This is a genomic window from Sphingobacterium tenebrionis (assembly GCF_037126265.1).
Taxonomy (GTDB): domain Bacteria; phylum Bacteroidota; class Bacteroidia; order Sphingobacteriales; family Sphingobacteriaceae; genus Sphingobacterium; species Sphingobacterium tenebrionis.
On the sequence record NZ_JAYLLN010000019.1, the window covers coordinates 42,421 to 66,537 of the forward strand.

20 protein-coding genes are annotated in these 24,117 nt (G+C 39.7%); 14 read left to right on the top strand and 6 right to left on the bottom strand.

The window, feature by feature from the left end; genetic code table 11:
• Nucleotides 1–4 precede the first annotated feature (4 nt).
• Together VJ786_RS09140 and VJ786_RS09145 are read left to right on the top strand one after the other, a co-directional pair.
• Nucleotides 5–2,341, top strand: a complete 2,337-nt coding sequence (locus tag VJ786_RS09140) for a TonB-dependent receptor (RefSeq protein ID WP_336557644.1) — start codon at nt 5–7, stop codon at nt 2,339–2,341.
• A gap of 4 nt (nt 2,342–2,345) precedes the next feature.
• The gene (locus VJ786_RS09145; protein ID WP_336557645.1) at nt 2,346–3,146 is read left to right on the top strand and encodes a DUF4249 domain-containing protein; all 801 of its coding nucleotides are present in this window, start codon (nt 2,346–2,348) and stop codon (nt 3,144–3,146) included.
• Between the two features lie 25 nt (nt 3,147–3,171).
• On the opposite strand, the gene VJ786_RS09150 is transcribed toward VJ786_RS09145, so the two are convergent.
• Complete coding sequence (locus tag VJ786_RS09150) at nt 3,172–3,780, bottom strand: polysaccharide deacetylase family protein (protein WP_099368015.1); 609 nt, start codon at nt 3,778–3,780, stop codon at nt 3,172–3,174.
• 67 nt (nt 3,781–3,847) lie between these two features.
• Between VJ786_RS09150 and VJ786_RS09155 the strand changes: the two genes are divergently transcribed.
• Together VJ786_RS09155 and VJ786_RS09160 are read left to right on the top strand one after the other, a co-directional pair.
• A complete protein-coding gene (locus VJ786_RS09155; RefSeq protein ID WP_180268526.1) occupies nt 3,848–4,837 on the top strand; it encodes a ComEA family DNA-binding protein in 990 nt (329 codons plus the stop codon).
• Nucleotides 4,834–5,370: an adenine phosphoribosyltransferase gene (locus VJ786_RS09160; protein ID WP_099368013.1), complete on the top strand. Its 537-nt coding sequence runs from the start codon at nt 4,834–4,836 to the stop codon at nt 5,368–5,370. Before VJ786_RS09155 ends, VJ786_RS09160 begins: the two co-directional genes overlap by 4 nt.
• Before the next feature lie 268 nt (nt 5,371–5,638).
• Here VJ786_RS09160 and VJ786_RS09165 read toward each other — a convergent pair whose 3' ends face one another.
• Nucleotides 5,639–6,199 carry a hypothetical protein gene (locus VJ786_RS09165; protein WP_099368012.1) on the bottom strand — a complete coding sequence of 187 codons (561 nt, stop codon included), beginning with the start codon at nt 6,197–6,199 and terminating at the stop codon, nt 5,639–5,641.
• Nucleotides 6,183–7,718, bottom strand: a complete 1,536-nt coding sequence (gene gpmI, locus VJ786_RS09170; RefSeq protein WP_099368011.1) for a 2,3-bisphosphoglycerate-independent phosphoglycerate mutase — start codon at nt 7,716–7,718, stop codon at nt 6,183–6,185. The genes VJ786_RS09165 and gpmI overlap by 17 nt, the downstream gene beginning before the upstream one ends.
• A gap of 194 nt (nt 7,719–7,912) precedes the next feature.
• Between gpmI and VJ786_RS09175 the strand changes: the two genes are divergently transcribed.
• The 7 genes from VJ786_RS09175 to VJ786_RS09205 all read left to right on the top strand — a co-directional run bounded on the left by VJ786_RS09175 (nt 7,913) and on the right by VJ786_RS09205 (nt 16,131).
• The gene (locus VJ786_RS09175) at nt 7,913–8,254 is read left to right on the top strand and encodes a DUF4783 domain-containing protein (RefSeq protein WP_167554297.1); all 342 of its coding nucleotides are present in this window, start codon (nt 7,913–7,915) and stop codon (nt 8,252–8,254) included.
• 74 nt (nt 8,255–8,328) lie between these two features.
• Nucleotides 8,329–9,186 carry a carboxylating nicotinate-nucleotide diphosphorylase gene (gene nadC / locus VJ786_RS09180; protein ID WP_099368009.1) on the top strand — a complete coding sequence of 286 codons (858 nt, stop codon included), beginning with the start codon at nt 8,329–8,331 and terminating at the stop codon, nt 9,184–9,186.
• Between the two features lie 13 nt (nt 9,187–9,199).
• On the top strand, nt 9,200–9,850 hold the full coding sequence (gene plsY / locus VJ786_RS09185) for a glycerol-3-phosphate 1-O-acyltransferase PlsY (RefSeq protein ID WP_099368008.1): 651 nt from the start codon (nt 9,200–9,202) through the stop codon (nt 9,848–9,850).
• Between the two features lie 73 nt (nt 9,851–9,923).
• Nucleotides 9,924–10,724, top strand: a complete 801-nt coding sequence (locus tag VJ786_RS09190; protein ID WP_099368007.1) for a M48 family metallopeptidase — start codon at nt 9,924–9,926, stop codon at nt 10,722–10,724.
• Between the two features lie 126 nt (nt 10,725–10,850).
• A complete protein-coding gene (locus VJ786_RS09195; protein ID WP_099368006.1) occupies nt 10,851–11,735 on the top strand; it encodes an ABC transporter ATP-binding protein in 885 nt (294 codons plus the stop codon).
• The gene (locus tag VJ786_RS09200; protein WP_336557646.1) at nt 11,728–15,390 is read left to right on the top strand and encodes an ABC transporter permease/M1 family aminopeptidase; all 3,663 of its coding nucleotides are present in this window, start codon (nt 11,728–11,730) and stop codon (nt 15,388–15,390) included. The genes VJ786_RS09195 and VJ786_RS09200 overlap by 8 nt, the downstream gene beginning before the upstream one ends.
• A 33-nt stretch (nt 15,391–15,423) precedes the next feature.
• Nucleotides 15,424–16,131, top strand: coding sequence for an AAA family ATPase (locus VJ786_RS09205; RefSeq protein ID WP_099368004.1), 708 nt, complete (start codon nt 15,424–15,426; stop codon nt 16,129–16,131).
• Nucleotides 16,132–16,378: 247 nt separating this feature from the next.
• Here VJ786_RS09205 and VJ786_RS09210 read toward each other — a convergent pair whose 3' ends face one another.
• Both VJ786_RS09210 and VJ786_RS09215 read right to left on the bottom strand, forming a co-directional pair.
• A complete protein-coding gene (locus VJ786_RS09210) occupies nt 16,379–18,004 on the bottom strand; it encodes an ABC-F family ATP-binding cassette domain-containing protein (RefSeq protein ID WP_099368003.1) in 1,626 nt (541 codons plus the stop codon).
• 60 nt (nt 18,005–18,064) lie between these two features.
• Nucleotides 18,065–18,955 (bottom strand): hypothetical protein, encoded by an 891-nt coding sequence (locus VJ786_RS09215; protein WP_099368002.1) that lies wholly within the window; start codon nt 18,953–18,955, stop codon nt 18,065–18,067.
• Nucleotides 18,956–19,199: 244 nt separating this feature from the next.
• On the opposite strand from VJ786_RS09215, the gene VJ786_RS09220 reads away from it, so the two are divergent.
• The 3 genes from VJ786_RS09220 to VJ786_RS09230 all read left to right on the top strand — a co-directional run bounded on the left by VJ786_RS09220 (nt 19,200) and on the right by VJ786_RS09230 (nt 23,671).
• Nucleotides 19,200–20,657 carry an alanine/glycine:cation symporter family protein gene (locus VJ786_RS09220; protein ID WP_099368000.1) on the top strand — a complete coding sequence of 486 codons (1,458 nt, stop codon included), beginning with the start codon at nt 19,200–19,202 and terminating at the stop codon, nt 20,655–20,657.
• 337 nt (nt 20,658–20,994) lie between these two features.
• Nucleotides 20,995–22,320 (top strand): Na+/H+ antiporter NhaC family protein, encoded by a 1,326-nt coding sequence (locus VJ786_RS09225; RefSeq protein ID WP_336557647.1) that lies wholly within the window; start codon nt 20,995–20,997, stop codon nt 22,318–22,320.
• A gap of 97 nt (nt 22,321–22,417) precedes the next feature.
• Nucleotides 22,418–23,671, top strand: coding sequence for a TlpA family protein disulfide reductase (locus VJ786_RS09230; protein ID WP_336557648.1), 1,254 nt, complete (start codon nt 22,418–22,420; stop codon nt 23,669–23,671).
• 220 nt (nt 23,672–23,891) lie between these two features.
• Here the strand turns inward: VJ786_RS09230 and VJ786_RS09235 are convergent.
• Nucleotides 23,892–24,117, bottom strand: a 226-nt coding sequence (locus tag VJ786_RS09235) for an integrase core domain-containing protein (RefSeq protein ID WP_336557649.1), incomplete at its 5' end; no start/stop codon positions are given.

The window sequence follows — 24,117 nt, forward strand, 5'->3', positions numbered from 1 at the left end:
CCCTATGAATAAACTGCCCATACTTCGGATTTTAGGAACTATGATCATGGTTCTATTTTCTGTATTCCATGTATATGCCCAGAATAAGGTAACCCTAAGCGGTTATATCAAGGATGGAGGTTCGGGCGAAAGTCTTATCGCCGCCCTGATTAAATTTCCTGACCTTAAACTCAGTAGCTATTCAAATAATTATGGATTTTATTCGGTGTCCATTCCTGCGGGAAAACACGCGGTAGAAATAAGTTTTGTTGGCTATCGAACTTATCAGGATACCCTGCAGGTGGATGCCTCAAAGCAAATGAACTTTGAGTTGATCTCGACCTCAAATACCATTGAAGAGGTGGTTGTTTCTGCAAAAAAGGAGGATGGAAATGTTACTTCCGCGCAGATGGGCTCTTTGAAATTTACGATGGAGGAGGTAAGGAATGTGCCCGTCATCTTTGGCGAGCGCGATATTCTTAAAACCATCCAATTATTGCCTGGGGTAGCTTCTGGAGGTGAAGGAAGTTCGAGTTTTTATGTACGAGGCGGGGGAGGAGATCAAAACCTTATTCTTTTGGATGAGGCTACGGTGTATAATGCATCCCATCTATTGGGATTCTTCTCTACATTCAATTCCGATGCGGTAAAAGATGCAAATCTCTATAAAGGAGGGATTCCGGCACTATATGGTGGCAGGATTTCGTCTGTTATGGACATCAATATGTTGGATGGAAACAATAAGAAATTTGCTGTGGAAGGTGGTTTAGGGTTAATCGCGTCGCGATTGAAGGTGGAAGGTCCAATAGTTAAGGATAAAAGTTCCTTTATGTTGAGTGGTCGTAGAACCTATGCGGATATGTTCCTGAAATTATCGAAGGATGAAACCGTCAATCAGAGTAAGCTTTATTTCTATGATCTGAATGCTAAGGTGAATTATAAATTGAACGATCGGAATACGGTCTATCTTTCCGGATATTTTGGCAAGGATGATCTTGGGTATTCTGACCTGTTTGGATTTGATTGGGGAAACGCAACAGCAACAGTACGTTGGAACCATGTGTTGAACAACCAATTGTTCAGTAATACGACATTGATCTATAGTGATTTTACCTATAATGTGAATGTCAATAACGATGATTCGGATTTTACGATTGCCTCAAAAATCAGGAACTGGAACCTGAAGCAGGATTTCTCCTATTATTCCAACAATAATAATGTCTTGAAATTTGGGGTGAATCTATTGCAACAGCGCATCCGTCCTGCCAGTTTGGAAGCCAAGGCGGGTTCTGCAGTCAATTCCATTGCCGTAGATAACAGACAAGGAATAGAAGCGGCAGCCTATGTATCCCATGAATGGAAGCCGATTGAAAATCTTTCTATTATCTATGGCCTTCGCTTTAATGATTTTATGGTCCTAGTACCTGGAACATTTTATGATTTTGACCAGGATGGAGAGCCTATTGCAGAGAAAACTTATGGCAACGAGGTGATCAAGCACTATTTAAACGTGGAGCCGAGAGCCTCTATGGCCTATATTTTAAGTCCTCGAAATAGTATTAAGGCGAGTTATAACCGCATTGCCCAAAATCTTCATCAATTGACCAATACTACCTCCAGTCTTCCAACGGATCAGTATGTGGTAAGCAGCTTGAACATCAAACCGCAGATTGCCGATCAGGTGGCTTTAGGGTATTTCCAGAATTTTGCGAACAATGCCTATGAATTTTCCGTGGAAACTTATTATAAAAAATTGGATAACCAGATCGACTTTAGAAATGGAGCGGACCTGCAGGCCAATAAATATATGGAAGGCGACCTGCTGTATGGTATTGGTAGGGCTTATGGGGTGGAGTTCCTGCTTCGCAAGAACAAAGGTAAATTGAATGGATGGGTAAGTTATACCTTGGCGAAGAGCGAACGACAATTTGATCAGATCAATAATGGGAATTGGTATGCAGCACGCCAGGATAGGACGCATGATATTTCTATCGTTGGGATTTATCAGCTAAGTCCAAAATGGAACTTAGGGGCAACTTTTGTGTATAATACGGGAAATGCAATTACATTCCCAAGCGGTAAATATCAGGTGAATGGAACGACCATGTTCTATTATACGGAGCGTAATGGATATCGGATGCCTGCTTACCATCGTTTGGATCTTTCGGCAAATTATGAGCCGAAGAATCAGGATAAACGTTTCAATTCCAGTTGGTCGTTTGGCCTTTACAATGCTTATAACCGCAGGAATGCCTACATCATCGACTTCCGTGAAAATGAAACCAACCCGAATATCACCGAAGCGTATAAAATCGCATTATTCGGAATAATCCCTTCTGTTACCTGGAATTTTAAATTTTAGTCTTATGCGTAGTATCTTAACTTATATAGCTGTTGTTTCTTTGTTTTTTTTCAATTCTTGTGAGGAGAAAATCGATATTGATCTGAATGATTCCGATCCACGGATTGTTATTGAAGCCAATTTAACGAATGAGGACAGAAACCAGGAGATCTTAGTGAGTAGGACGGTTAATTTCGATTCCCCGGAATTCGATCAGGTAGATAATGCTTCGGTTGTTGTTAAAGGTAGTAATGGAAGAAATTATACCTTTACTCATGCAGGGAATGGCCTTTACACCAATAACAACTTCTTTGTCAATACGCAAATTACCTATACTTTAGAGGTTAGTGTTGATAATAAGACCTATTCCAGTAAGGGGACAATGGTAGACTATGTAGAAATTGATTCGATGGGAGTGACCAAGGAGAATATATTCAACGAAGATTATTACTTTGTGAATCTTAAGTTTGAAGATCCAAAGGGAGTGCCGAATTATTACTTATATACTGTTTCCATCAATGATGGCCCTTTTAAATTTAATGCCGTGCAAAATGATAAATTCAACGACGGCCAAGTCGTTACCCATCAGATTGGGGGCAGGAATGATGAGTTTAAAGTAGGGGATAAGGTTAAGGTTCGTAGACAGATAGTTTCCAAAGAGCTGTATACCTATTGGAATGAATACCAGCTGACCAATCCTGGCAGTGCAGCACCCGGCAATCCAACAGGCAACATCAGCAATGGAGCATTGGGATATTTTGGGATATCAAATGTGCGGGATTATACCGTGACCATCGCCGATGCGGACGATGATGATTTAGAATAATCCTTTCTTAAGTAGATCTAAGATTTTAGAAGTGGCTGAATTTAAATCCTTTTTCCAAAAGGTGATCGATGGTTTTGGGAAGAGCATAACGGACATTTTCTATGGCTTTGATATTATCATGAAATACAATAATGCTACCCTTGCGGACATAGGTTGTCGCGTTGTATAAACATCTTTCTGGACTGATCCTTTTATCGTAATCGCCTGTAAGTACATCCCACATGATAATTTGATAATCTTTTGCAAGGACATTCAACTGCTTCTGGGTAATTCTTCCGTATGGAGGCCTAAAGAGTTTGGTTTTTGTCAACTCTTGGCAGGACGCTACATTTTCCAGGTATTCTTCCAATGGAGTTTCCCAACCTTTCTTATGGTTGTAGGTATGATTTCCAACAGCATGACCTTCATCAAGTAATCGCTGATAAATGGCAGGATTTTTTCGGATATTATCTCCCACACAGAAAAAAGTCGCCTTAACTCCTTTTTCTTTTAGAACGTCTAAAATCCAAGTTGTTATTTCAGGGATAGGTCCATCATCAAAGGTTAAATAAATATTATTTTCTCGTTTACTTTTTCTCCAAATCGCTTTGGAATAAAGGTATTTAAGAAAAAATATAGGACGGACAAAATGCATGTTGTGGTCTTCGATAATTTGCCCCAAATTTAATCATGATTTGTTTAGAACCAAAACTATTGACCAAATGAAACGCTTGATCGATTATTTCCAATTAAATCAGAAGGAGCAAAAGGGGATTTTTGTTTTATTGGTATTGTTGCTTTTTTTGATCGTTTTGAAGATGATGATGCCTTTTTGGAGGTCTCCTGAAAGTCTAAGCTATACCTTGGTTTTTTCAGAAGAGTCAAAAGATGAAAGGGGTGATTTTGCAGATGATGGTTTGGGATATATGGATAAGGAGGATCAATTCCATAATTATTCTGATTCTTTGAATAAAGACTTTGAACCATCCAAGGAGGGGTTTGGAAAAAAAATGATACCTCATTATTTCTTTTTTGATCCTAATCATTTGTCAAAAGAAGGCTGGGTAAAGCTGGGTTTAAGTCCAGATCAAGCTAAAGTAATTATCAATTACAGAAAAAAGGGTGGGAGATTTCGGAAAGTGGAAGATCTTTCCAGGATGTATTCTATTTCGGAATCAAAATTTAAGGAATTGCTTCCTTTTGTTCGGATTGCTGAGGAAGAAATAGGGAGTGGTGGTTTTCATCAAAAACCGAGTTCAGGATCTCAAGAGGAGTATTCCTTTGTTCGTAAAAAAGAACCGCTTTATAAAATCAGTCTTAATGAAGCTGATACTACGGGTTGGATGCAGGTTCGCGGAATAGGTCCGGTTTTCTCCAGTCGGATTGTTAAATTTCGGAATGCCCTTGGTGGATTTCATAAAAAGGAACAATTGATGGAGGATTATGGAATGACGCCTGAGTTATTTCAGAAGATTGAAGAACAATTGCTTGATCAGCCTTTGGCTTATGATAAAATTTTCATCAATAGAATCGGAATTGATTCATTGGCAAAGCATCCCTATATCCGATATAAGAAAGCAAGGACCATTGTGAATTATAGGATACAGCACGGGCCATTCGAGAAAATTGAAGATTTAGGGAATATTCTTATTCTTGATCTGGATTTTTTGCGTAAAATTGAGCCATATTTAGATTTTGCTAGGGATTTATGATCGAAGAAAAATTAAAAACCATTATTAGGGATATCCATGATTTTCCAAAACCGGGTATTGTATTTAAGGATATTACTCCGCTTTTGCAGCATCCAGAAATAGTGGCGGAAGCTGTAGAGGCTTTTGCGGATGGGCTAAAGGATGTTGAGTTTGATGTGATTGCAGGAATTGAGAGCCGTGGTTTTCTTTTTGGTTTTTTGCTGGCGCAAAAGCTCAATAAACCGTTTATTCCTATTCGGAAGCAAGGAAAGTTGCCGTTTCATTGTATTTCAGAATCTTATAAGCTGGAATATGGACAGGCAACTATTGAAATGCATGAGGATGCTTTTTTGCCTGGGACAAAGGTGTTGGTGCATGATGATCTGTTGGCGACTGGTGGGACAGTAGTGGCTGCAAGTAAGCTTATTGAGAAATTGGGCGGGGAGATTGCCGCCTATTGTTTTGTGATTAGTTTGGATTTTTTAAATAGCGCAGGAAGATTGAGCCGATTTAGTGAAAATGTGATTTCATTGGTGAGGTATCAGGAAGAGTAAACGCGGCCGAATACGTCATTGCGAGGAGGTACGAGGAAGCAATCTTCCCGCATGTCATGCTGAGCATCGTCGAAGCATCTGTTCATTAGTAACCGTACAGATCCTTCGACTGCGCTCAGGATGAAAAAGTCTAAAGATTGCTTCGTTCCTCGCAATGACGGAGTGGGTCGCAATGACGCGAGTGGGGCGCAATGACGCGAGTGGGGCGCAATGACGGAAAGATTGCTTCGTTCCTCGCAATGACGTACAGGATGTATTGACTGAGCCCCTAAGAACCAAAGTGCCCTTGCACCTTATACTTATTCGCGCCCATTACCTTCACATCCTGGTTTTTCTCCACGATATAATACTTCCCTTTCTCATACATCAAAAACTCTGATGTATGATACAAATTATTCTTTACATCCCTTTGAACCGTAATAACCTTAGGATTACCCGTTCCATCAAGTTCAATCCTCACACATGAAAGATCTGATTTAGGATCATTAAAACTATATTCCAATAGATTATCACTAGAATCAACCTGAATAAAATCCGCATATGCCGATTTATTCAAATCAATATTCTTAAAGCTTGCAAATTCAGCTTCCCAATCCTTGATCTTCAATTTCTTGGTTTCCTCCTGCTCATCCTTTGCCACCGTTTTGTCCACCATCGGATCCAACTTCTTCAACGAATCAATTTCTTTCTGGAAATAGGAGGGTAGATCGAAATACAGCACCTTTTCCGAATTTCCATTATCTTTTGTAGCAGGATCTGAACAGGCCATCAGCATTCCAAGCAGCCCAACAGCCACTACACCATAACATATTTTAATAAACCAAGACATCACCAGTCATTTCAGTTGGAATCGGAACATTCAATAAACGCAATACAGTAGGAGCAATATCACCTAATTTTCCATCCTTAATATGTTTATAGGTTTTATCTATCAAAACACAAGGAACCAGATTTGTTGTATGCGCTGTATTTACCGAACCATCCTCATTAACCATAAATTCCGAATTTCCATGATCCGCCAGGATAATGAATGAATAACCATTCTCCAATCCCGTTTCCACAACTTTCCTTGTACAAGCATCAACAGTTTCCACAGCTTTTACCACCGCCTCAAAAACACCTGTATGTCCAACCATGTCCGGATTAGCAAAATTCAGACAGATAAAATCAGGTGCATTCTCGACCATATCCTTACAGATTGCATCGGTAATTCCGTAAGCACTCATCTCCGGTTGTAAATCATAAGTGGCCACCTTTGGAGATGGTACCAATAAACGATGCTCACCAGGGAATTGTTCTTCCCTTCCTCCGGAGAAGAAGAAGGTAACATGCGGATATTTTTCTGTTTCTGCGATCCGTACTTGAGTCTTTTGATTCAATGCCAATGTCTCGCCCAAGGTCTGGGTGAGATTGTCCTTATGGAAAATAACATGTACTCCGTTGAAGGTATCATCGTAGGAGGTCATGGTCACATAATATAAGGACAAAGGATGCATTGCATATTCTGGGAAAGAAGTCTGCGTTAATGCCTGAGTGATTTCTCGACCACGATCGGTACGGAAGTTAAAACAGATCACCACATCACCATCCTTAATCACCGCTTTAGGTGTACCATCGGCATTCACCATAACGATCGGTTTCAAGAATTCGTCTGTGATTTCCTGTTGATATGAAGATTCGATCGAAGCAATAAGATCTGTGGAAGGAGTTCCAAAACCTCTGGTCAATAGATCATAGGCTTCTTTCACCCTTTCCCAACGGTTATCCCTATCCATGGCGTAATAACGTCCTATAGCAGAAGCAATGGTTCCAACCGAATGCGTTAAGTGGTTCTGTAGATCACGAACATAGCCAACACCTCCGTTTGGATCCGTATCCCGTCCATCTAAAAACGCATGGATAAAGACCTGGTCATTTCCAAACTGTGCTGCCTGTGCGGCATCACATAAAGCCTTTAAATGGTCAATATGTGCATGCACACCACCATCTGAAAGTAAACCGATAAAATGTATATTGGATTGACTTGTTTTTGCATATTCAAAGGCAGCCTGTATCGTAGGGTCTTCCATAAAAAAACCTTCCCGAGCAGCTTTGTTGATCCTTCCTAATTCTTGGTAAACAATACGACCTGCACCTAGATTCATATGTCCTACCTCAGAATTACCCATCTGACCAGCAGGCAAGCCCACAGCTTCGCCTGATGCTTCCAGTTTTGAGTTAGGGTAGGTTGAAAGTAAGTGATCTAAAAATGGGGTACTTGCAGCTAATACTGCGTTTGATTGATCGTTTTTTCCGTAGCCCAATCCATCCAGGATTATTAAAGCTACTTTACTATTTTCAGAACTCATTACACAAATATACTTGAAATATTATGCCTTGGCATAGTTTTGGTTGCGAAAAATTTGATTTTTTGGAAATTAATTGAATTTTTATTTGCTAGTTAGCGCGTGTTTTGTGCACCAAGTCAATCATGATACGAATTTTAAACAGGTTTTCTTTTAAGTTCTTGCGAGTTATTGTAGTGCTTTTAATCTTGCCCCTAATGTCTTTCACATTCTGGCAGAGCAATCTGAGTGGGCAGATCGCAGAGGCATTTAAGACGAATAACGCGAAAGCAATAGCCAATTTTTTTGGGCAGAACGTCGCTGTTTCCATCAAGAATGACTCTGGTCAATACACGAAATTCCAAGCCGAGCTCTTATTGAGCGATTATTTCCGGTCCAACAAGACTTCCGAAATCAAACAACTGCAGCACACTAACCGTAACAATTCGAGTTTTTATATTGTTTATAACTTAAAAGCTAATTCTGGTACATACCGAATCTTTCTGAAGTTTAACCAGCACAATGGGGAATCCCTTATTACTGAGCTTCGAATAGAATAATGTTTAATTTTATTAGCTTTTAGTTTCCATATAAATTTAATTTTATTCATCTTCGCTTAATTTTATGTTGCTAAATGGATAGAGAATTCAAAGAAAAGCTATTACAATTTGTAAAAGAAGCATTTATTGAAGATGTGGGGAATGGCGATTTTACAACCTTATCTACAATTGATGACTCTCAATTAGGAGAAGCCCAATTATTGGTCAAAGAAGAGGGGATATTGGCAGGTGTTGATATTGCCGAGGAAATCTTTCACTATTTAGATCCTTCCATTCAATTTGAAAAATTAATCCAAGATGGTACTGCTGTCAAGTATGGTGAAATCGCTTTCCGTTTAAAAGGCAAGATCCATGATATTTTAAAAGGTGAGCGCTTGGTATTAAACATCATGCAACGCATGTCGGGTATTGCCACGGAGACCTCAAAATATGTGCAAGCTATCGCAGGCACAAACTGCAAAGTCTTGGATACCCGCAAAACCACTCCCTTATTAAGATTTTTAGAAAAACGTGCCGTAGTGATCGGGGGCGGGGTGAACCACCGTTTTGGTCTATACGATATGATCCTGATCAAAGATAATCATGTGGATTACGCAGGTGGAATCACACAAGCTGTAAATGGCGCATTTGCCTATAAAAAAGAAAATAACCTAAGCATACCTATCGAGGTAGAAGTTCGCAATTTTGAGGAATTAAAAGAAGTTTTGAACCTGGAAAAAGTAGATCGCGTCATGTTCGATAACTTTTCTCCAGATCAGGTGCGTGAAGCGGTAGAACTAGTTGCTGGTCGATTGGTTACTGAAGCTTCTGGTGGTATTACCTTGAACACCATTGCGGCCTATGCCAAAGCTGGGGTTGACTATGTCTCGGTGGGTGCTTTGACACATTCTGTTAAAAGCCTGGATTTAAGTCTAAAAGCTAAACTTATTTAGTAAATTGCTGGATATGATATCATTTTACCTGGTAGGAATCGTCATATTAGCTTATTTATTTGGTTCTATTCCCACGGCTGTATGGTTTGGGCAGGCATTTTATGGGGTTGATGTTCGGGAGTATGGTAGTGGTAATGCCGGTGCAACAAATACATTCCGAGTTTTAGGTAAAAAGGCAGGATCCATTGTGATGTTTGTCGATATCTTAAAGGGGTGGACAGCCACCAATCTCCCATTTTTATTAGATAGTTCTTTAGTGGGCAACCATGATGCCCCACAATTTGTCAATATCCAATTAGCCTTAGGTGTTATCGCCGTATTAGGGCATTTGTTTCCCATATTTGCAGGATTCAGAGGTGGAAAAGGAGTGGCTACTCTATTCGGAATGGTCCTGGCTATCCATTGGCCGGCCGCTTTAATGTGTGTTTCGGTGTTCCTAATCGTTCTTTTTGTTACCCATTATGTATCATTAAGTTCTATTATGGCGGGTTTCACCTTTCCATTCAGCATTGCTTTCATTTTTAAGACAACGGTACCTTCCATTCTTTTATATGGCATTGCTATCTGTGCCTTGATCCTGGTCACCCATCAAAAAAACATTGAACGCCTACTCAAAGGGCATGAGTCTAAAATTTACTTGTTCAAGAAAAAATCAAAAGTTTAAACATTTTGGGTACAAGATTTGTTAAGTATTTCAAAATGATTGAAAAACTATTGATAAACTAAATCAACATATTATGAAGAGGGTTTTTAAATACACAAGCATGTTCCTTTTGGGAGTCTCGTTGGTGGGATGTGCTACATCGGCAATTACAGGTCGAAAATACCTGAAATTGGTGGATCCAAAAGCTGTGAACGAACAGGCTGCTTTAGCATACAAGGATTTTTTAAGCAAAAATGGATCTAAGGTAGTAACAGGAACATCCGCTGCAACACAGGTAAAACGTGTGGGAAATAACATCGCTGCGGCAGCGAACAAATATTTGCAGGAAAGAGGTCTCGCAGACCAATTCGATTTCAACTGGGAATTTAACTTAGTGCAGAGTGATGATGTGAATGCTTGGTGTATGCCAGGTGGTAAAGTTGCGGTTTATACAGGTATCTTACCTATCGCACAAAATGATGTTGGTCTAGCTACGGTAATGGGTCATGAGATTGCACATGCGATCGAAGAACATTCCGTTGCCCAAGTATCCAATGCAATGGCAGCTCAATTGGGCGCACAGGTATTGGGTGCTGCTGGTGCCATGTCGGATAACAAATATTTAGGTATCATCAACCAATTGTATGGTGTTGGCTACCAGATCGGTTCATTAAGCTTCTCCCGTAAGGATGAGTTGGCAGCTGATAGAGCTGGATTGATCTTGATGGCCATGGCCGGATATGATCCACGGGAGTCTGTTAAATTCTGGGAAAGAATGGCGGCCGGTAAAACCGGATCACCTCCAGAGTGGTTAAGTACTCACCCGAGTGATGCCCGTCGTATCAATCAGTTGCAATCACTAATCCCTGAAGCGATGAAATATTATAAAAAATAAAAGATATTCAACAACAATAGAAAATCTCTTAAGGAGCGAACCATTTGGTCGCTCCTTTTTTATTTCATAATTTTCTGTTACGAAATCATTATTTCAACGACTAATTATAAACTAAGTAAATAAATTATGGAATTAACGATCAGCAACCTTACAAAAACCTATAATAATGGTGTTAAGGCTTTAGATAATGTCAATCTGAACATCGGCCCAGGCATGTTCGGACTTTTAGGACCAAACGGAGCCGGAAAATCATCCTTGATGCGGACAATCGCCACTTTGCAATCTCCAGATTCAGGCGAAATCCAATTCGGCGATATCAATGTTCTAAAAGAAAAAAATGCATTAAGAAGAGTTTTAGGGTATCTTCCGCAGGAATTTGGTGTATATCCCAACCTTTCTGCAGAAGACCTTTTGGATTATTTTGCCAACCTTAAAGGCATCAGCAACCGTCAGGATAGAAAGAAGATAGTTTCCGAGGTATTGGAGATCACCAATCTTGCCGCATTCCGAAATAAGAGCGTAAGCGGGTATTCAGGAGGTATGAAACAACGTTTCGGAATTGCCCAGATGTTGTTGAACAATCCTAAATTGATTATCGTGGATGAGCCTACTGCGGGTCTGGATCCTGCAGAACGTCATCGTTTTTTGAATGTGCTGCGTGAGATAGGTGCTGAGCATACCGTCATCTTCTCTACCCATATCGTAGATGATGTACGGGAGTTGTGCCATGAATTGGCCATCATGAATGGGGGAAAAGTACTTTTCCGTGGTTCTTCTGTGGAAGGCACCACCCATCTTCAGGATAAAATATGGAAGAAAAGAATCGAACGTGCTGATTTTGAAACCCAGAATAGCATCCATAATATTATCTCCTCGAATTATAACCAGGATAATACCTTAAATATTCGTGTCTACCATGATGTTCGACCGGATGAATCCTTCGAGCCGGCTACGCCTATTTTGGAAGATGTTTATTTTGTTGCATTAAAGCAGGATATCGTTCATGTTTAGTACCATATTCTTCTTTGAAATAAAGCGTTGGTTGAAGCAACCTGTGTTTTATGTCTATTGTGCCATTTATTTTGGATTGGCTTTGTTTACCTCTTTATCCAACTTGGGAGCTTTTGATGGTGTTACTTCCACCACAACCAATCCAATTTATATCAATGCACCTTTAAGTATTGCGGCATTTTTTAATTCATTTGCCACATTGATCTACTTTCTGTTGCCTACCATTGTTGGCGCATCGGTGGCCAGGGATTACATGTACAATGTGCATACCCTTTTATTTTCTTATCCTTTAAATAAACCCACCTACTTATCGGCAAAATTCCTGAGCTCTTTGGTCATGGTGACCATCATAGCCCTATTATGTGCCTTAGGTTATTATGCTGCTCAATTTTTCCCTAATATTAATGCTCAATTATTGGGACCTAACAATTTTAGGGCTTATGTAGAAGGATTTTTTGCGACCATATTCCCGAATTTTCTGTTGTTTGGCAGTATCATCTTCGCCTTGGTCACTTTTACAAGGAGTATCTATGTAGGGTTTATTGCCGTATTGATCCTCTTATTGCTTCAAAGCTTGTTGGATATCTATACGCGCGATGTGGACAATCGGTATATGGTGGCCCTACTGGATCCTTTTGGTTTTGAACCGATTCAGTATTATACCAAATATTGGAGTGTGAATGAGCGAAATGTCAACCTCTTGCCAATCAAAGGTGTCCTGCTTTATAACCGATTGATCTGGATGGGGGTAGCTTTGATCATCTTAACTTTTGTCTATAAAACCTTCAGTTTTTCCCAATCGGCCTTTACGTTCAAACGTGCAAAAGAGGGAATTAGAACCGTAAAAGATAATTTCGGAAGTATCATTACGATCAATCTTCCTAAGGTTACTTATAACCATGGTTTCTGGGATAACCTGAAGTTAAGTTGGCGGATTTCACATATCGATTATAAGTTCTTGATTCGGAATTGGACTTTTTATATCCTCATGGCATTTGCCTTTTTGTTCGTATTGATGGCCTTGAGCATCAGTGGACAATTGTATGGAACCACGACTTATCCGGTTACTTGGCAGATGTTGCAAACCATGTCCGGCATGTACCAGTTCTTCTTGTTGATCATGGTGATGCTATTTGCCGGTATGTTGATCCAACGTTCCAGACAAGCGAATATGAACCTGTTGTTGGATGCTACTTCGGTACCAAACTGGGTACAGCTCCTTTCAAAGGCTTTGGCTTTGTACAAAATGGTACTTACTGTTTTTACCGTCAGTTTATTGAATGGTTTGATCTATCAGATCTATCAAGGATATTATCATTTCGAAATCGGGCACTACCTTTATGAAATCTATGTGTTGGGCAGTTTGTCCTTTATTTTTCTGATCCTTTTTGCACTTTTTGTCCATAGCTTCTTTAAGAACTATTTTATCGGATTTATCATCTGCCTTTTTGTGATTATTGGTGCGCCATTTTTACCTCAGATCGGCGTAGAGCAACGTATATTTATTTTTAATGCCGATCCGGGATTTGACTATTCAGATATGAATGGTTATGGAAATCTTAGACCTTTCCTATATTATCGATTATATTGGATGTTGTTAGGGCTTGTCTTGTTTGCCATCACCTTGATATTCTGGCGAAGAGGTATTGTTTCGGGTATCAAAGAAAAGTTTGCTTTAGCGATGAACCGCTTTAAACCAGCCATTGCTATCCCTATGTTGATTAGTTTAGTTGCTTTTGTGGGGTTAGGTTATGCGATTTATCACCATAATAATATAGCGGAACCTTTTCTTTCCTCCAAAGATTATGAACTGCAGCGGGTAGATTACGAGAAGAAATACAAAAAATACAGTTTAATGGCTGCTCCTCGGTTGACGGGTGTGTTTGTGGAGGTGGATATGGATCCCAAAAACAGAAACTTGTTCATCAATGGGCGTTTTACCTACCAGAATAAAACCGATCATGCTATCGACTCGATTTTCCTGAATTATTCCGAAGGTGATCTGCTTACAGATATTCGTTTTAAGAACAATGCCCAAGAAGTCCTGAACGATAGTGTACTCCATGTGCGACTTTATAAACTTGCTCAACCATTGATGCCGGGTGATAGCATGGAGGTGGTTTATCAGATCAAGAATAAGCCACATACTTTTCTCGATGATCGTTCAGAAGTGATTCGAAATGGTACCTTTTTCAATAATAGTATCTTCCCTTCGCTTACTTATGTGCATATGGCGGAGGTTGAGAACAACGATGTTCGTGCTAAATATGGATTGCCTCCAAAGGATCGCATGGCGGATCCTAGAGACAGCAGTAAATTAGGGAATAATTACATCAGCCAAGATGCCGATTGGATCAATTTTGAAGCGATATTGAGCACCAATACCGATCAGATTGCCATTGCACCTGGATACCTGCAAAAGGAATGGGAAAAAGATGGGAAGCGTTATTTCCATTATAAAATGGATGCACCAATCCTCAATTTCTATGCATTCATTTCTGCTAAATTCAACGTTAAGAAGGAGAAGTATAAAGGCAAGGATTTGGAGATTTATTACCATGCATTCCACGATTTCAACTTGGATCGCATGATGGCTTCCATGAAAAAATCCTTGGATTATTATGAAGCTAACTATAGTCCTTATCAGTTCAATCAAATGCGTGTGATCGAGTTCCCTAAAACTATGGGTACTTTTGCTCAGGCATTCGCCAATACAGTTCCTTTTTCGGAAGCCATCGGTTTTATTGCAAAAATCGATGAAAGCAAGGAGGATGCGGTCGATTATCCGTATTCGGTTACTGCGCATGAATTTGCACACCAATGGTGGGCGCATCAAGTGATAGGTGCACAGGTAAAAGGGGCAACCATGATGTCGGAATCCCTATCAGAATATAGCTCGTTAAAGGTGTTGGAGCAAACGTATGGGAAGGGACAGATGCGTAGGTACTTGAAAGATGCCTTGGATTCATACCTTCAAGGTAGAGCAGCAGAGCACTTAGGGGAAAATCCATTGATGTTCAATGAAAACCAAGGTTATATCCACTATAACAAGGGTTCTGTGGTGATGTATGCCATGAGTGAATACCTCGGGGAGAAGCCATTCAATAACTTTTTGAAAGAATACTTGAACAGGACGGCCTTTCAAAACCCGCCATATACTACTTCGTTGGAATTTGTTGGTCTATTGAGACAGCATACGCCAGATTCTTTGCAATACCTCATCAAGGATATGTTCGAAACCATCACGCTTTATGATAATAAAGTCAATGATGTGACCGTAAAGGATCTTAAAAATGGTAAATACGAGTTGACCATGGATTTCCAGGTATCCAAATATAGAACCGACCCGAAAGGGAAGGAGGTCTTTGAGGATGTGAAAGGTACGATGCTGAAAGGGAAAGATGGAAAAGAGGAAATTAAGTCATTGCCTTTGCAGGATTACGTGGAGATTGCGGTTTATGGGGATAAGAAAGAGGGGAAAGCTTCCAAGAAGATGGAAGATAATCCGATCTATTCGAAGAAAGTGAAGATTGATAAGATCAATAATAAGGTGAAATTGATCTTGGATCAAAAGCCGATTGAAGTGGGCGTTGATCCGAATAACATTTTGATCGATAGGAATTCCAGTGATAATCGGATGATGGTGAAGAATTAAATTATGTACCTTTGGCATTCATAGTTTTGAACCATGCATATACAGGATTTAATTATTAAGGATAAGGAGGCGATTGATATTCAGGATGTGTTCTTGAGTGAAAGCAATCGGGAGAGTATTAATCAATTGATTAAGGAAAATCTTTATGTGGAGGAATTAAGTCGCTATGGATTACCTGTAAGCAATAAAATATTGTTGTTTGGTAGTTCGGGATGTGGCAAGACGACTAGTGCCAAAGGTATTGCAAAAGCCTTGGGAAAACCCTTGATTATCTTGAATTTAAGTAATGTGATCAATGCCAGGATTGGTGAGACCTCGCAGCATTTAAAGCAGGTTTTTGATCGTGCTGGAAGGGATAAAGCCGTTTTGTTTTTGGATGAGTTTGATCAGATTGGTAAGGCTAGGGGCGAGGATGAGAATGATGTAGGGGAGATGCGTAGATTGGTGAATACCTTGATTCAATTGATTGATTATTTTCCGGAGGATTGTGTGTTGATTGCTGCAAGTAATCATGTGGATATTATTGATTCTGCGTTGATCAGGAGGTTTCAGTTGAGGTTGTCGTATGAAATGCCAATTCGGGAAGCCTTGGATGATTATTATGATAAATTGTTGGTTAGGTTTCCTGCTGATCTGCATCCTGAAGAAAGGATCTATGGGATTTCCTATGCGGAAGCAAAAGATTTTGCTTTGAAGGAAGTGAAGAAAAAGTTGATCGCGGAGTTGGAAGGGAAGGGGTAAAGTTTTTTTACGTCAGAGGAACCTAAAACGTCATTGCGAGGAACGAAGCAATCTTTCTTTAATGTCATCCTTTCTTTTTTTTGTCATCCTGAGCGTAGTCGAAGGATCTGTACGGGTACAAACGAACAGATGGTTCGACTACGCTCACCATGACATGGCTAAAGATTGCTTCGTCGTGCCTCCTCGCAATGACGCAAACTCGTCCTCGCAATGAAGCATATTTCGCAATGACGCAATACCAGTTTACCTACCTATACATTTCCTCTCTTTGGGCTTTTACAGCTTCCGAGTTTATATACTCATCATAAGTCATCAACTTATCAATAATTCCATTAGGCGTCAATTCAATAATCCTGTTCGCTACAGTCTGCGTCAACTCATGATCTCGTGAAGTAAACAACATCGATCCTCTGAAATCATTCATACCATTATTCAATGCGGTAATAGACTCCAGATCCAAGTGGTTGGTCGGCTCATCAAAGATCAAGAAGTTTGCACCCTGCAACATCATCCTGGAGAACATACAACGCATTTTCTCTCCTCCCGACAGTACTGAACATTTCTTCAATACCTCTTCGCCAGAGAACAACATCTTCCCTAAGAATCCACGGATAAATTGCTCATCCGCATCCGGTTTAGTGGTATAATCCCTTAACCAATCTACCAAATTTTCTTCGCGGCCTTCAAAGAAAGCAGCGTTTTCAATCGGCATATCCGCAGGTGTAATCGTGATACCCCATTTAAATTCCCCAACGTAATCCTTATCTCTTCCGGCAAGAATATCATAAAAGGCAGAAGTAACTAAGTTATTCTCAGCAAGTACAGCAATCTTATCCCCTTTATTGATCATAAAGCTGATGTTTTTGAAGTAAACTTCACCATTCACTGTTTTACCAAGGTTTTCCACGTTCAGAATCTGATCTCCCGGTTCACGGTCCATCAAGTTGAACATGATCGCTGGATACTTTCTGTTCGAAGGCTTGATCTCATCCAAATTGATTTTATCCAACGCCTTTTTACGGGAAGTAGCCTGTTTGGATTTGGAAGCATTGGCCGAGAAACGACGGATAAATTCCTGAAGTTCCTTCACCTTATCTTCCATTTTCTTATTCTGATCAGCACGTTGTTTAAGTGCTAATTGAGAAGACTCGTACCAGAAGGTATAGTTACCTGTGTAGATGGACATTTTTCCGAAGTCAATATCCACAATATGCGTACATACAGCATCCAAAAAGTGACGGTCGTGGGAAACAACCAAGACAATCGCTTCATAGCTTGCCAAGAAATCCTCCAACCAAGCAATGGTGTTGATGTCCAAGTCGTTGGTAGGCTCATCCAGGATCAGGATATCCGGTTTTCCGAATAAAGCTTGGGCCAATAATACCCTTACTTTTTCATTACCATCCAATTCCTTAACCAATTTATAGTGTTGCTCTTCTTTGATTCCCAAATTGCTCAATAGAGTAGCGGCATTACTTTCCGCATTCCAACCATCCATCTCGGCAAATAAGCTTTCTAATTCTCCAGCACGTTCTCCATCTGCATCCGAAAAATCTTCCTTCATATAGATGGCATCTTTCTCCTGCATGATTTTGTATAGATCCTGGTTACCCATCAATACGGTTTGAATGACGGTGAATTCATCAAAAGCATAGTGGTTCTGGTTTAATACAGACATACGCTCACCTGGGGTGAATGCAACTGAACCGGAGGTAGGGTCTACCTCACCAGAAATGATCTTTAGGAACGTGGATTTTCCAGCACCATTAGCGCCGATAATACCATAACAATTTCCTGGAGTGAATTTTAAGTTGACATCTTCGAATAGAATACGTTTTCCATAACGAAGGGATAGATTCGATACATTAATCATGGCGCAAAGATACGGTTATTTCTTGATAATTAGAACAGTATTCCTAGCTGGGAATTTGGCCTAGATTTTCTCCAATTCCAAGGAAAGGGCTTTCAGATCTTGCTTCATCAGATTGATGTTTGATTCTAATTGATCATACATATCCGCACGGTTTTCCAGTTGCTCACTGCTATATTTTCCGCCCGTACCAAAATACAAATCCAATAGTTCCTGTTCCGGCTTCTTGTTGATCTGCCCAAAACTCGTCCATTTTTGAACAATCTGCTCACGCAAGGAATTATTTAAACCATTTTCTGGGCTCTTATAATTTAGGTAATACCATACTGCAGGAGGGAAGTTCTGGGAAACGGGCGAGCCAAACCAGATATCCTTTAATGCATTCCGTTTATGATGGAATTCTATGGATTCATCGTTCATCAACATCATCACCCCAAAAGTAGCTTCTGCCAAACCCGTACTGATGCCCACAACGGAACTGGCTTTGTCATTTTTGATGATCCCTTCCGTTAAAATGGCGCCTAAGGCGCCCACCACAATCGCACTGATGGTCAGTTTCGATTCCCGTTCATTACTCCTTCCGATCAGGTAATTTGCAATCTGGCTGGTGCGCTCCTCTTCACAATCCATTTCCGAGGAAATAGCTGAAATCTCCAGAGAAGACATATTGATCTTATGATCGATTTCCTGTTTAAGTTCCAAAATCTCCACTCGATATTGCAGATCTTCCTTGCTTTTTGGGTTCGCTCGCAATTCAGCATACCGGGTAATGGTATTCAGGATGCCAATGGCGTTTGCCATGTTCAGATTGTTGAAAGACAGTCGATCCTTTAGCAATGGTGATATCACGCGTTCATGTAAGGGAATAGGAAGGCTATCCAAACTATATTGATAGATGTTCTGCTGGTTACAGTTGCTATGTTGAAGCAAATCCTTAATCTCCAAATTTTTCATGCTTCGGCAAGAGGAAAGCAGCCCAATTGTTAACATAAAAGGCAGAAGAATTTTAATTCGATGCAAAGTTAGTGTAGGCATAATCAATCGGGTTCGTGTTAGTGTAATTAACTTGAATAGATTCCGCACTCAAATATGGAATAAAAGTATGATAAAATTAAAAAAAATGATTTTTGCCGATGATTTCTCAAAAAATTAGTTTCTTTACAATGTTTTATGATAAATAACTCAATAAACCAAATTAATGGATAATTTTATTTCAACCTTCTCCGGACTAGTCTGGAGTGAAGTCTTTATAGGTCTTTGTTTAATTACAGGGCTTTATTTTTCAATCCGAACCGGCTTTCTTCAAGTAACCTACCTCAAGGATATGCTTCGGCTTTTATTTGCCAAAAAGAAATCTGATGAAGGGATTTCCTCGTTTCAGGCGTTTGCATTGGCCATATCCGGTCGTGTGGGTACCGGAAATATTATCGGGGTAGCAACAGCGATCTTTTATGGAGGACCGGGCGCGATTTTTTGGATGTGGATTATTGCCTTTTTAGGATCTGCTTCTGCTTTTGTGGAAGCAATGCTTGGGCAGTTATATAAACGGAAGGAAGGGAACGAATTCCGTGGTGGTCCGGCTTATTATATTGAAAAAGGATTAGGTGTTAAATGGTATGCTATTCTATTTGCGGTGTTGACCGTAATCAGTGCTGGGTTATTATTGCCTGGTGTTCAAAGTAATGCCATTGCATCATCCGCATTTAATGCCTTTGAAATTCCGACCAATTACACCGGTATTGGCATTGTGATACTTTTGGTACTCATCATTTTTGGAGGTGTTAAGCGATTGGGGACTGTAGCTGAATATGTGGTCCCATTTATGGCAGGAGGGTATATCCTAATGACCTTGATCATCATCGGAATGAATTACCAACAGATCCCAGAGGTGTTTTCCTTGATCTTCCGATCGGCATTTAGTGTGGATGCTACTTTTGGTGGAATTATAGGAATGGCGATTGCTTGGGGGGTAAAAAGGGGGATATATTCAAACGAAGCAGGTCAGGGTACTGCTCCTCATGCTGCTGCAGCAGCAGAGGTTAACCATCCTGCACAACAAGGACTTGTCCAAGCATTTTCTGTTTATGTAGATACGTTATTTGTTTGTACAGCTACCGCTTTGATGATCCTGTTCACTGGGATGTATAATGTAACAGAAGTTGATGCGGCAGGTAAAGCAACTACATTTATTACTGAAAATCTTCCAGGAGTAGATTATAATGGATTTACGCAGGCCGCTATTTCCCACCATTTTCCTGGTTTTGGAAATGAATTTGTAGCTATCGCTTTATTTTTCTTTGCTTTTACCACCATTATGGCGTATTTCTATTATGCAGATACCAATATTGCCTACTTGATCAAAAATGAAAGAGCCAAAAAGATTGTTGGATTACTTTTCAAGGTTGTATTTCTTTCTACGGTTTATTTTGGTACTATCCGTAAAGCTGATACGGCTTGGGCGATAGGTGATGTGGGTGTGGGATTGATGGCTTGGGTCAATATAATCGCTATTTTATTAATGAGTAAAATTGCCATGAAGGTATGGAAGGACTATAAAGAACAGCGCAAGCGCGGGATCGAAGATCCAACTTTTGATCCAAAAGCTATTGGACTCAAGAATGCTGACTTCTGGGAAGAAAACAATGAAAAAAAATAAAAGACACTTATTAGTTCAATCAGCTATCTGAATTTAGGATATAAATAAAGGGGCTATTTCAATGGAAATAGCCCCTTTACTGTTTTAAAATGACTTAACGTATACCAAAGCAAGTTGTTGCAAATACGAGAACGAAAGCCACAACTAGTAAGAGTACTAAAGTGGTCAAGGGTGTCCTTTTCATGTTAGTTTATCATTAAGTTTAAAATGGTGATGTTCTTAAAGTTACATATATTTTTTTACCAATGAAATAATAATTAATTAAAATTAAATATGGATTTATAGATTCTGATGATAATGTGCTACTTTTGAACCACGTAAATATTAATCTAGGCTTATGAAAGAAGGCAGATTTTGGGCCTTACTACCTTTATTGTTTTTTGTAGTAATCTATTTTGCAGGCTCTTATATATTGGGTGATTTTTATGCATTACCCGTTTTGGTCGTTTTTGTATTGGCATTATTTGTAGCATTTTTCCAATTCCCTAAGATCACATTCCAAGAAAAATTGAAGGGTTTTGCCCAGGGAGCAGGAAATGAGAACATCCTGATCATGATCTTGATTTTCTTATTGGCAGGCGCTTTTGGTGAAGTCTCCAAGAATATCGGTGCCATATCATCTACCATCAATTTTGCGCTTACTTACGTTCCGCCGCAATTTGTGATTGCCGGTTTGTTTCTGGTTTCCTGTTTTATTTCCACTTCTTTAGGAACTTCTGTTGGAACCATCGTGGCTTTGGCACCCATTGCCGTAGGATTGGAAAACAACATCCAAGGGATTATGGCTATCGCCTTGGCCGCAGTTATTGGAGGGGCCATGTTTGGGGATAACCTTTCCTTTATTTCTGATACGACCATTGCCGCAACCCGGACCCAAGGAATAGGCATGAAGGAGAAATTTAAGGTAAATTTCCGAATGGTATTACCTGTGGCTATCCTTGTTTTTATTATTTACAGTGTGATGGGTTGGCAAATGTTGGCAGATGCTGAAGATATCAAAGTCGGTTCATTTGAACTCGTCAAAATAGTACCGTATGTATTGGTTTTTGTATTGGCATTACTAGGGGTCAATGTGATCTGGACCCTAGGCATTGGCATTGTGTCCGCCGGCTTGATTGGTTTCTTTACCCAATCCATTGATTTCTTAGGATTTTTAAAATCTATTAACGATGGTTTTGCAGGGATGTTCGAACTGAGTATATTATGCTTGATCATCGGTGGGGTAGTGGGTATTATCCGGATGAAAGGTGGTATTGAATTTTTATTGAACATGGTCACCAAAAGAATCAATTCTAAAAGGGCTGCTGAGCTAGGTATTGCCTTTCTGGTATCCTTGGTCAATTTAGCCATTGCCAACAATACCATTACCATCGTTATCGTGGGGCCTATTGCCAAGGAAATTTCCGATAAGAACCAATTGGAGGGCAGCCGGGTGGCGAGTATTTTGGATACGGTTTCCTGTTTTATCCAGGGCATAGTGCCCTACGGAGCACAAATATTGGCCGCTATGGCAGCAGCCAATGTGCTTTTATCCGAAAAAAATCTACCGCTGATGTCTCCAGTTGATGTCATGCAATATTTATACTATCCATTTTTAATGGGTATAGTAACCTTTTTGGTTATTATCTTCAAGAAACGTCAGGCAAACCCTCAAACCGGTTAAAACCTGAATGCGAAGCCTATATGAACGTTTTTCAAATATCTACGAAAAAATCGTATTTTTATTAAAAGTATATATTTTTATTGAAAATCTAATTATTATGAAAGCATTCAGAAATTTAATCATTTATACCCTACTTCTAGCTTCCACGTCAATCGATGGTCATGCACAATCCTTAACCCCTGGTAAAGACCTACATTTTACAGCAGGTATAAATACCGATCTAAAACCAGATAATCTCAAGAATAAGTATATTCTGCTTGATTTTTGGGCCACTTGGTGTGCGCCATGTTTAGAAGGTATGCCACATATCAATAGTTTACAGAAAAAATTTAGCCAGGTTAAAGATTTATATTTCTTATCTATTACTGATGAGCATGTCGGTAAAGCAAAACAAATCGTAGAACGATTTTCTTTTGAAACCCATGCCGTTTCTGACAGTACTGGAAATCTGCATAAAATCTTTGATATAAAAACCCTTCCAACAGCTATTTTATTAGATCGAAAAGGAACGGTGAAATGGAAAGGTAACCCTAAAGACATCACTTCGGAAATGCTTGAGGCGCTTATAAACAATCAAGATATTACGGTAGAATCTACCAAGATTCAATCCATTAACTCCGAACCTCCTGCCATAGCAAGTGTAAGAAATACGAATCTAGTTGGCCAAGTGGAGAAGGCAAAGGAAATGGCAGCGGAATTTATGGCCATCTACAATAATCCCTCAATTATAGAATATTTATTTTTGGAAAGGAGTACTTCTAATAATTTCTCAAAATCATTTTCATACAAGCATCAAGATTCAAGATTTACCTATAAATTAGCAGTTCCATTCCGTGTCTTTGCCGCTGAACTTATGGGTATCAGTACCTCCTCAATTGAACTATCAGATTCTTTGGAAAACCTTAAAGTAGATTATTGTTATAAAGGAGGTAATCGTTATTTGGATAGTGCTTGGCGAGTGGATGCATTATTGAATAAACTGAACATCCAAATGGATTCCAATTTGCATACAGTTGAAGTGTTTGAACTTGGAATTTTTGATAATAATTTAATTCAAACGTCCTTAAATAAAAATAAAAATGGTTTCAGTCGGACTAGTTCATCCGATGGACATCAAATTATTGCAGTTGACAATGTGCCACTCCGAGAGCTTGCCGATGTTTTACAAGATAATTTCGGAAATTATTTTCGATGGAAAGGAATCCTAAATGATTCAAAATATGATCTAGTCTTAAAAGCCAGTGATCTGATGGAACTTAAAAAATCATTGGGCATATATGGTATATCTCTTGATTCTAAACTCGAAAAGGTGAATAAATTTCGGTTTTCAGAGGGTAGAAATAAACTATGACAAGACCATACTTGGTTCTTACTGCAAGTGATGTGTAAGTGACATGTAAGTGAGGTGTAAGTGCCAAAAGGCACTTACACCATACTTACATGATGCTTTTACCTTGCTTTTACTACGGCTACAATATAGCGGCTTCGGTGTCTTGTCCTTATATAGCTATACAGATTATTGGTTTAATTCTGAATTGATTATACAGGCAAATTTGGTAATACTATATGTACTATACAAACTCTTTCTTCACTATTGGATATTTTTTTGGTCTCCATCTCTTTCTGAGCGCACCTGATCTCATGTGTGCCTGTTCAGGGGTGAGGTAGTCACAGCTCGCGTGCGGCCTCAGGTTGTTGTATACCCTGATGTTCTCCCGTATCTTTCCGGTGGTCTCCCTCAGGCCACCCTGTGATGCGTAGAGGTCGAACTCCGCCTTCAGTATGCCGTTCACCCGT

Coding starts and splice junctions, on each gene's coding strand:
- VJ786_RS09140 (WP_336557644.1), top strand. CDS start 5: ATGAATAAACTGCCCATACTTCGGATTTTAGGAACTATGATCATGGTT.
- VJ786_RS09145 (WP_336557645.1), top strand. CDS start 2,346: ATGCGTAGTATCTTAACTTATATAGCTGTTGTTTCTTTGTTTTTTTTC.
- VJ786_RS09150 (WP_099368015.1), bottom strand. CDS start 3,780: ATGCATTTTGTCCGTCCTATATTTTTTCTTAAATACCTTTATTCCAAA.
- VJ786_RS09155 (WP_180268526.1), top strand. CDS start 3,848: ATGAAACGCTTGATCGATTATTTCCAATTAAATCAGAAGGAGCAAAAG.
- VJ786_RS09160 (WP_099368013.1), top strand. CDS start 4,834: ATGATCGAAGAAAAATTAAAAACCATTATTAGGGATATCCATGATTTT.
- VJ786_RS09165 (WP_099368012.1), bottom strand. CDS start 6,199: ATGTCTTGGTTTATTAAAATATGTTATGGTGTAGTGGCTGTTGGGCTG.
- gpmI (WP_099368011.1), bottom strand. CDS start 7,718: ATGAGTTCTGAAAATAGTAAAGTAGCTTTAATAATCCTGGATGGATTG.
- VJ786_RS09175 (WP_167554297.1), top strand. CDS start 7,913: ATGTCTTTCACATTCTGGCAGAGCAATCTGAGTGGGCAGATCGCAGAG.
- nadC (WP_099368009.1), top strand. CDS start 8,329: ATGGATAGAGAATTCAAAGAAAAGCTATTACAATTTGTAAAAGAAGCA.
- plsY (WP_099368008.1), top strand. CDS start 9,200: ATGATATCATTTTACCTGGTAGGAATCGTCATATTAGCTTATTTATTT.
- VJ786_RS09190 (WP_099368007.1), top strand. CDS start 9,924: ATGAAGAGGGTTTTTAAATACACAAGCATGTTCCTTTTGGGAGTCTCG.
- VJ786_RS09195 (WP_099368006.1), top strand. CDS start 10,851: ATGGAATTAACGATCAGCAACCTTACAAAAACCTATAATAATGGTGTT.
- VJ786_RS09200 (WP_336557646.1), top strand. CDS start 11,728: ATGTTTAGTACCATATTCTTCTTTGAAATAAAGCGTTGGTTGAAGCAA.
- VJ786_RS09205 (WP_099368004.1), top strand. CDS start 15,424: ATGCATATACAGGATTTAATTATTAAGGATAAGGAGGCGATTGATATT.
- VJ786_RS09210 (WP_099368003.1), bottom strand. CDS start 18,004: ATGATTAATGTATCGAATCTATCCCTTCGTTATGGAAAACGTATTCTA.
- VJ786_RS09215 (WP_099368002.1), bottom strand. CDS start 18,955: ATGAAAAATTTGGAGATTAAGGATTTGCTTCAACATAGCAACTGTAAC.
- VJ786_RS09220 (WP_099368000.1), top strand. CDS start 19,200: ATGGATAATTTTATTTCAACCTTCTCCGGACTAGTCTGGAGTGAAGTC.
- VJ786_RS09225 (WP_336557647.1), top strand. CDS start 20,995: ATGAAAGAAGGCAGATTTTGGGCCTTACTACCTTTATTGTTTTTTGTA.
- VJ786_RS09230 (WP_336557648.1), top strand. CDS start 22,418: ATGAAAGCATTCAGAAATTTAATCATTTATACCCTACTTCTAGCTTCC.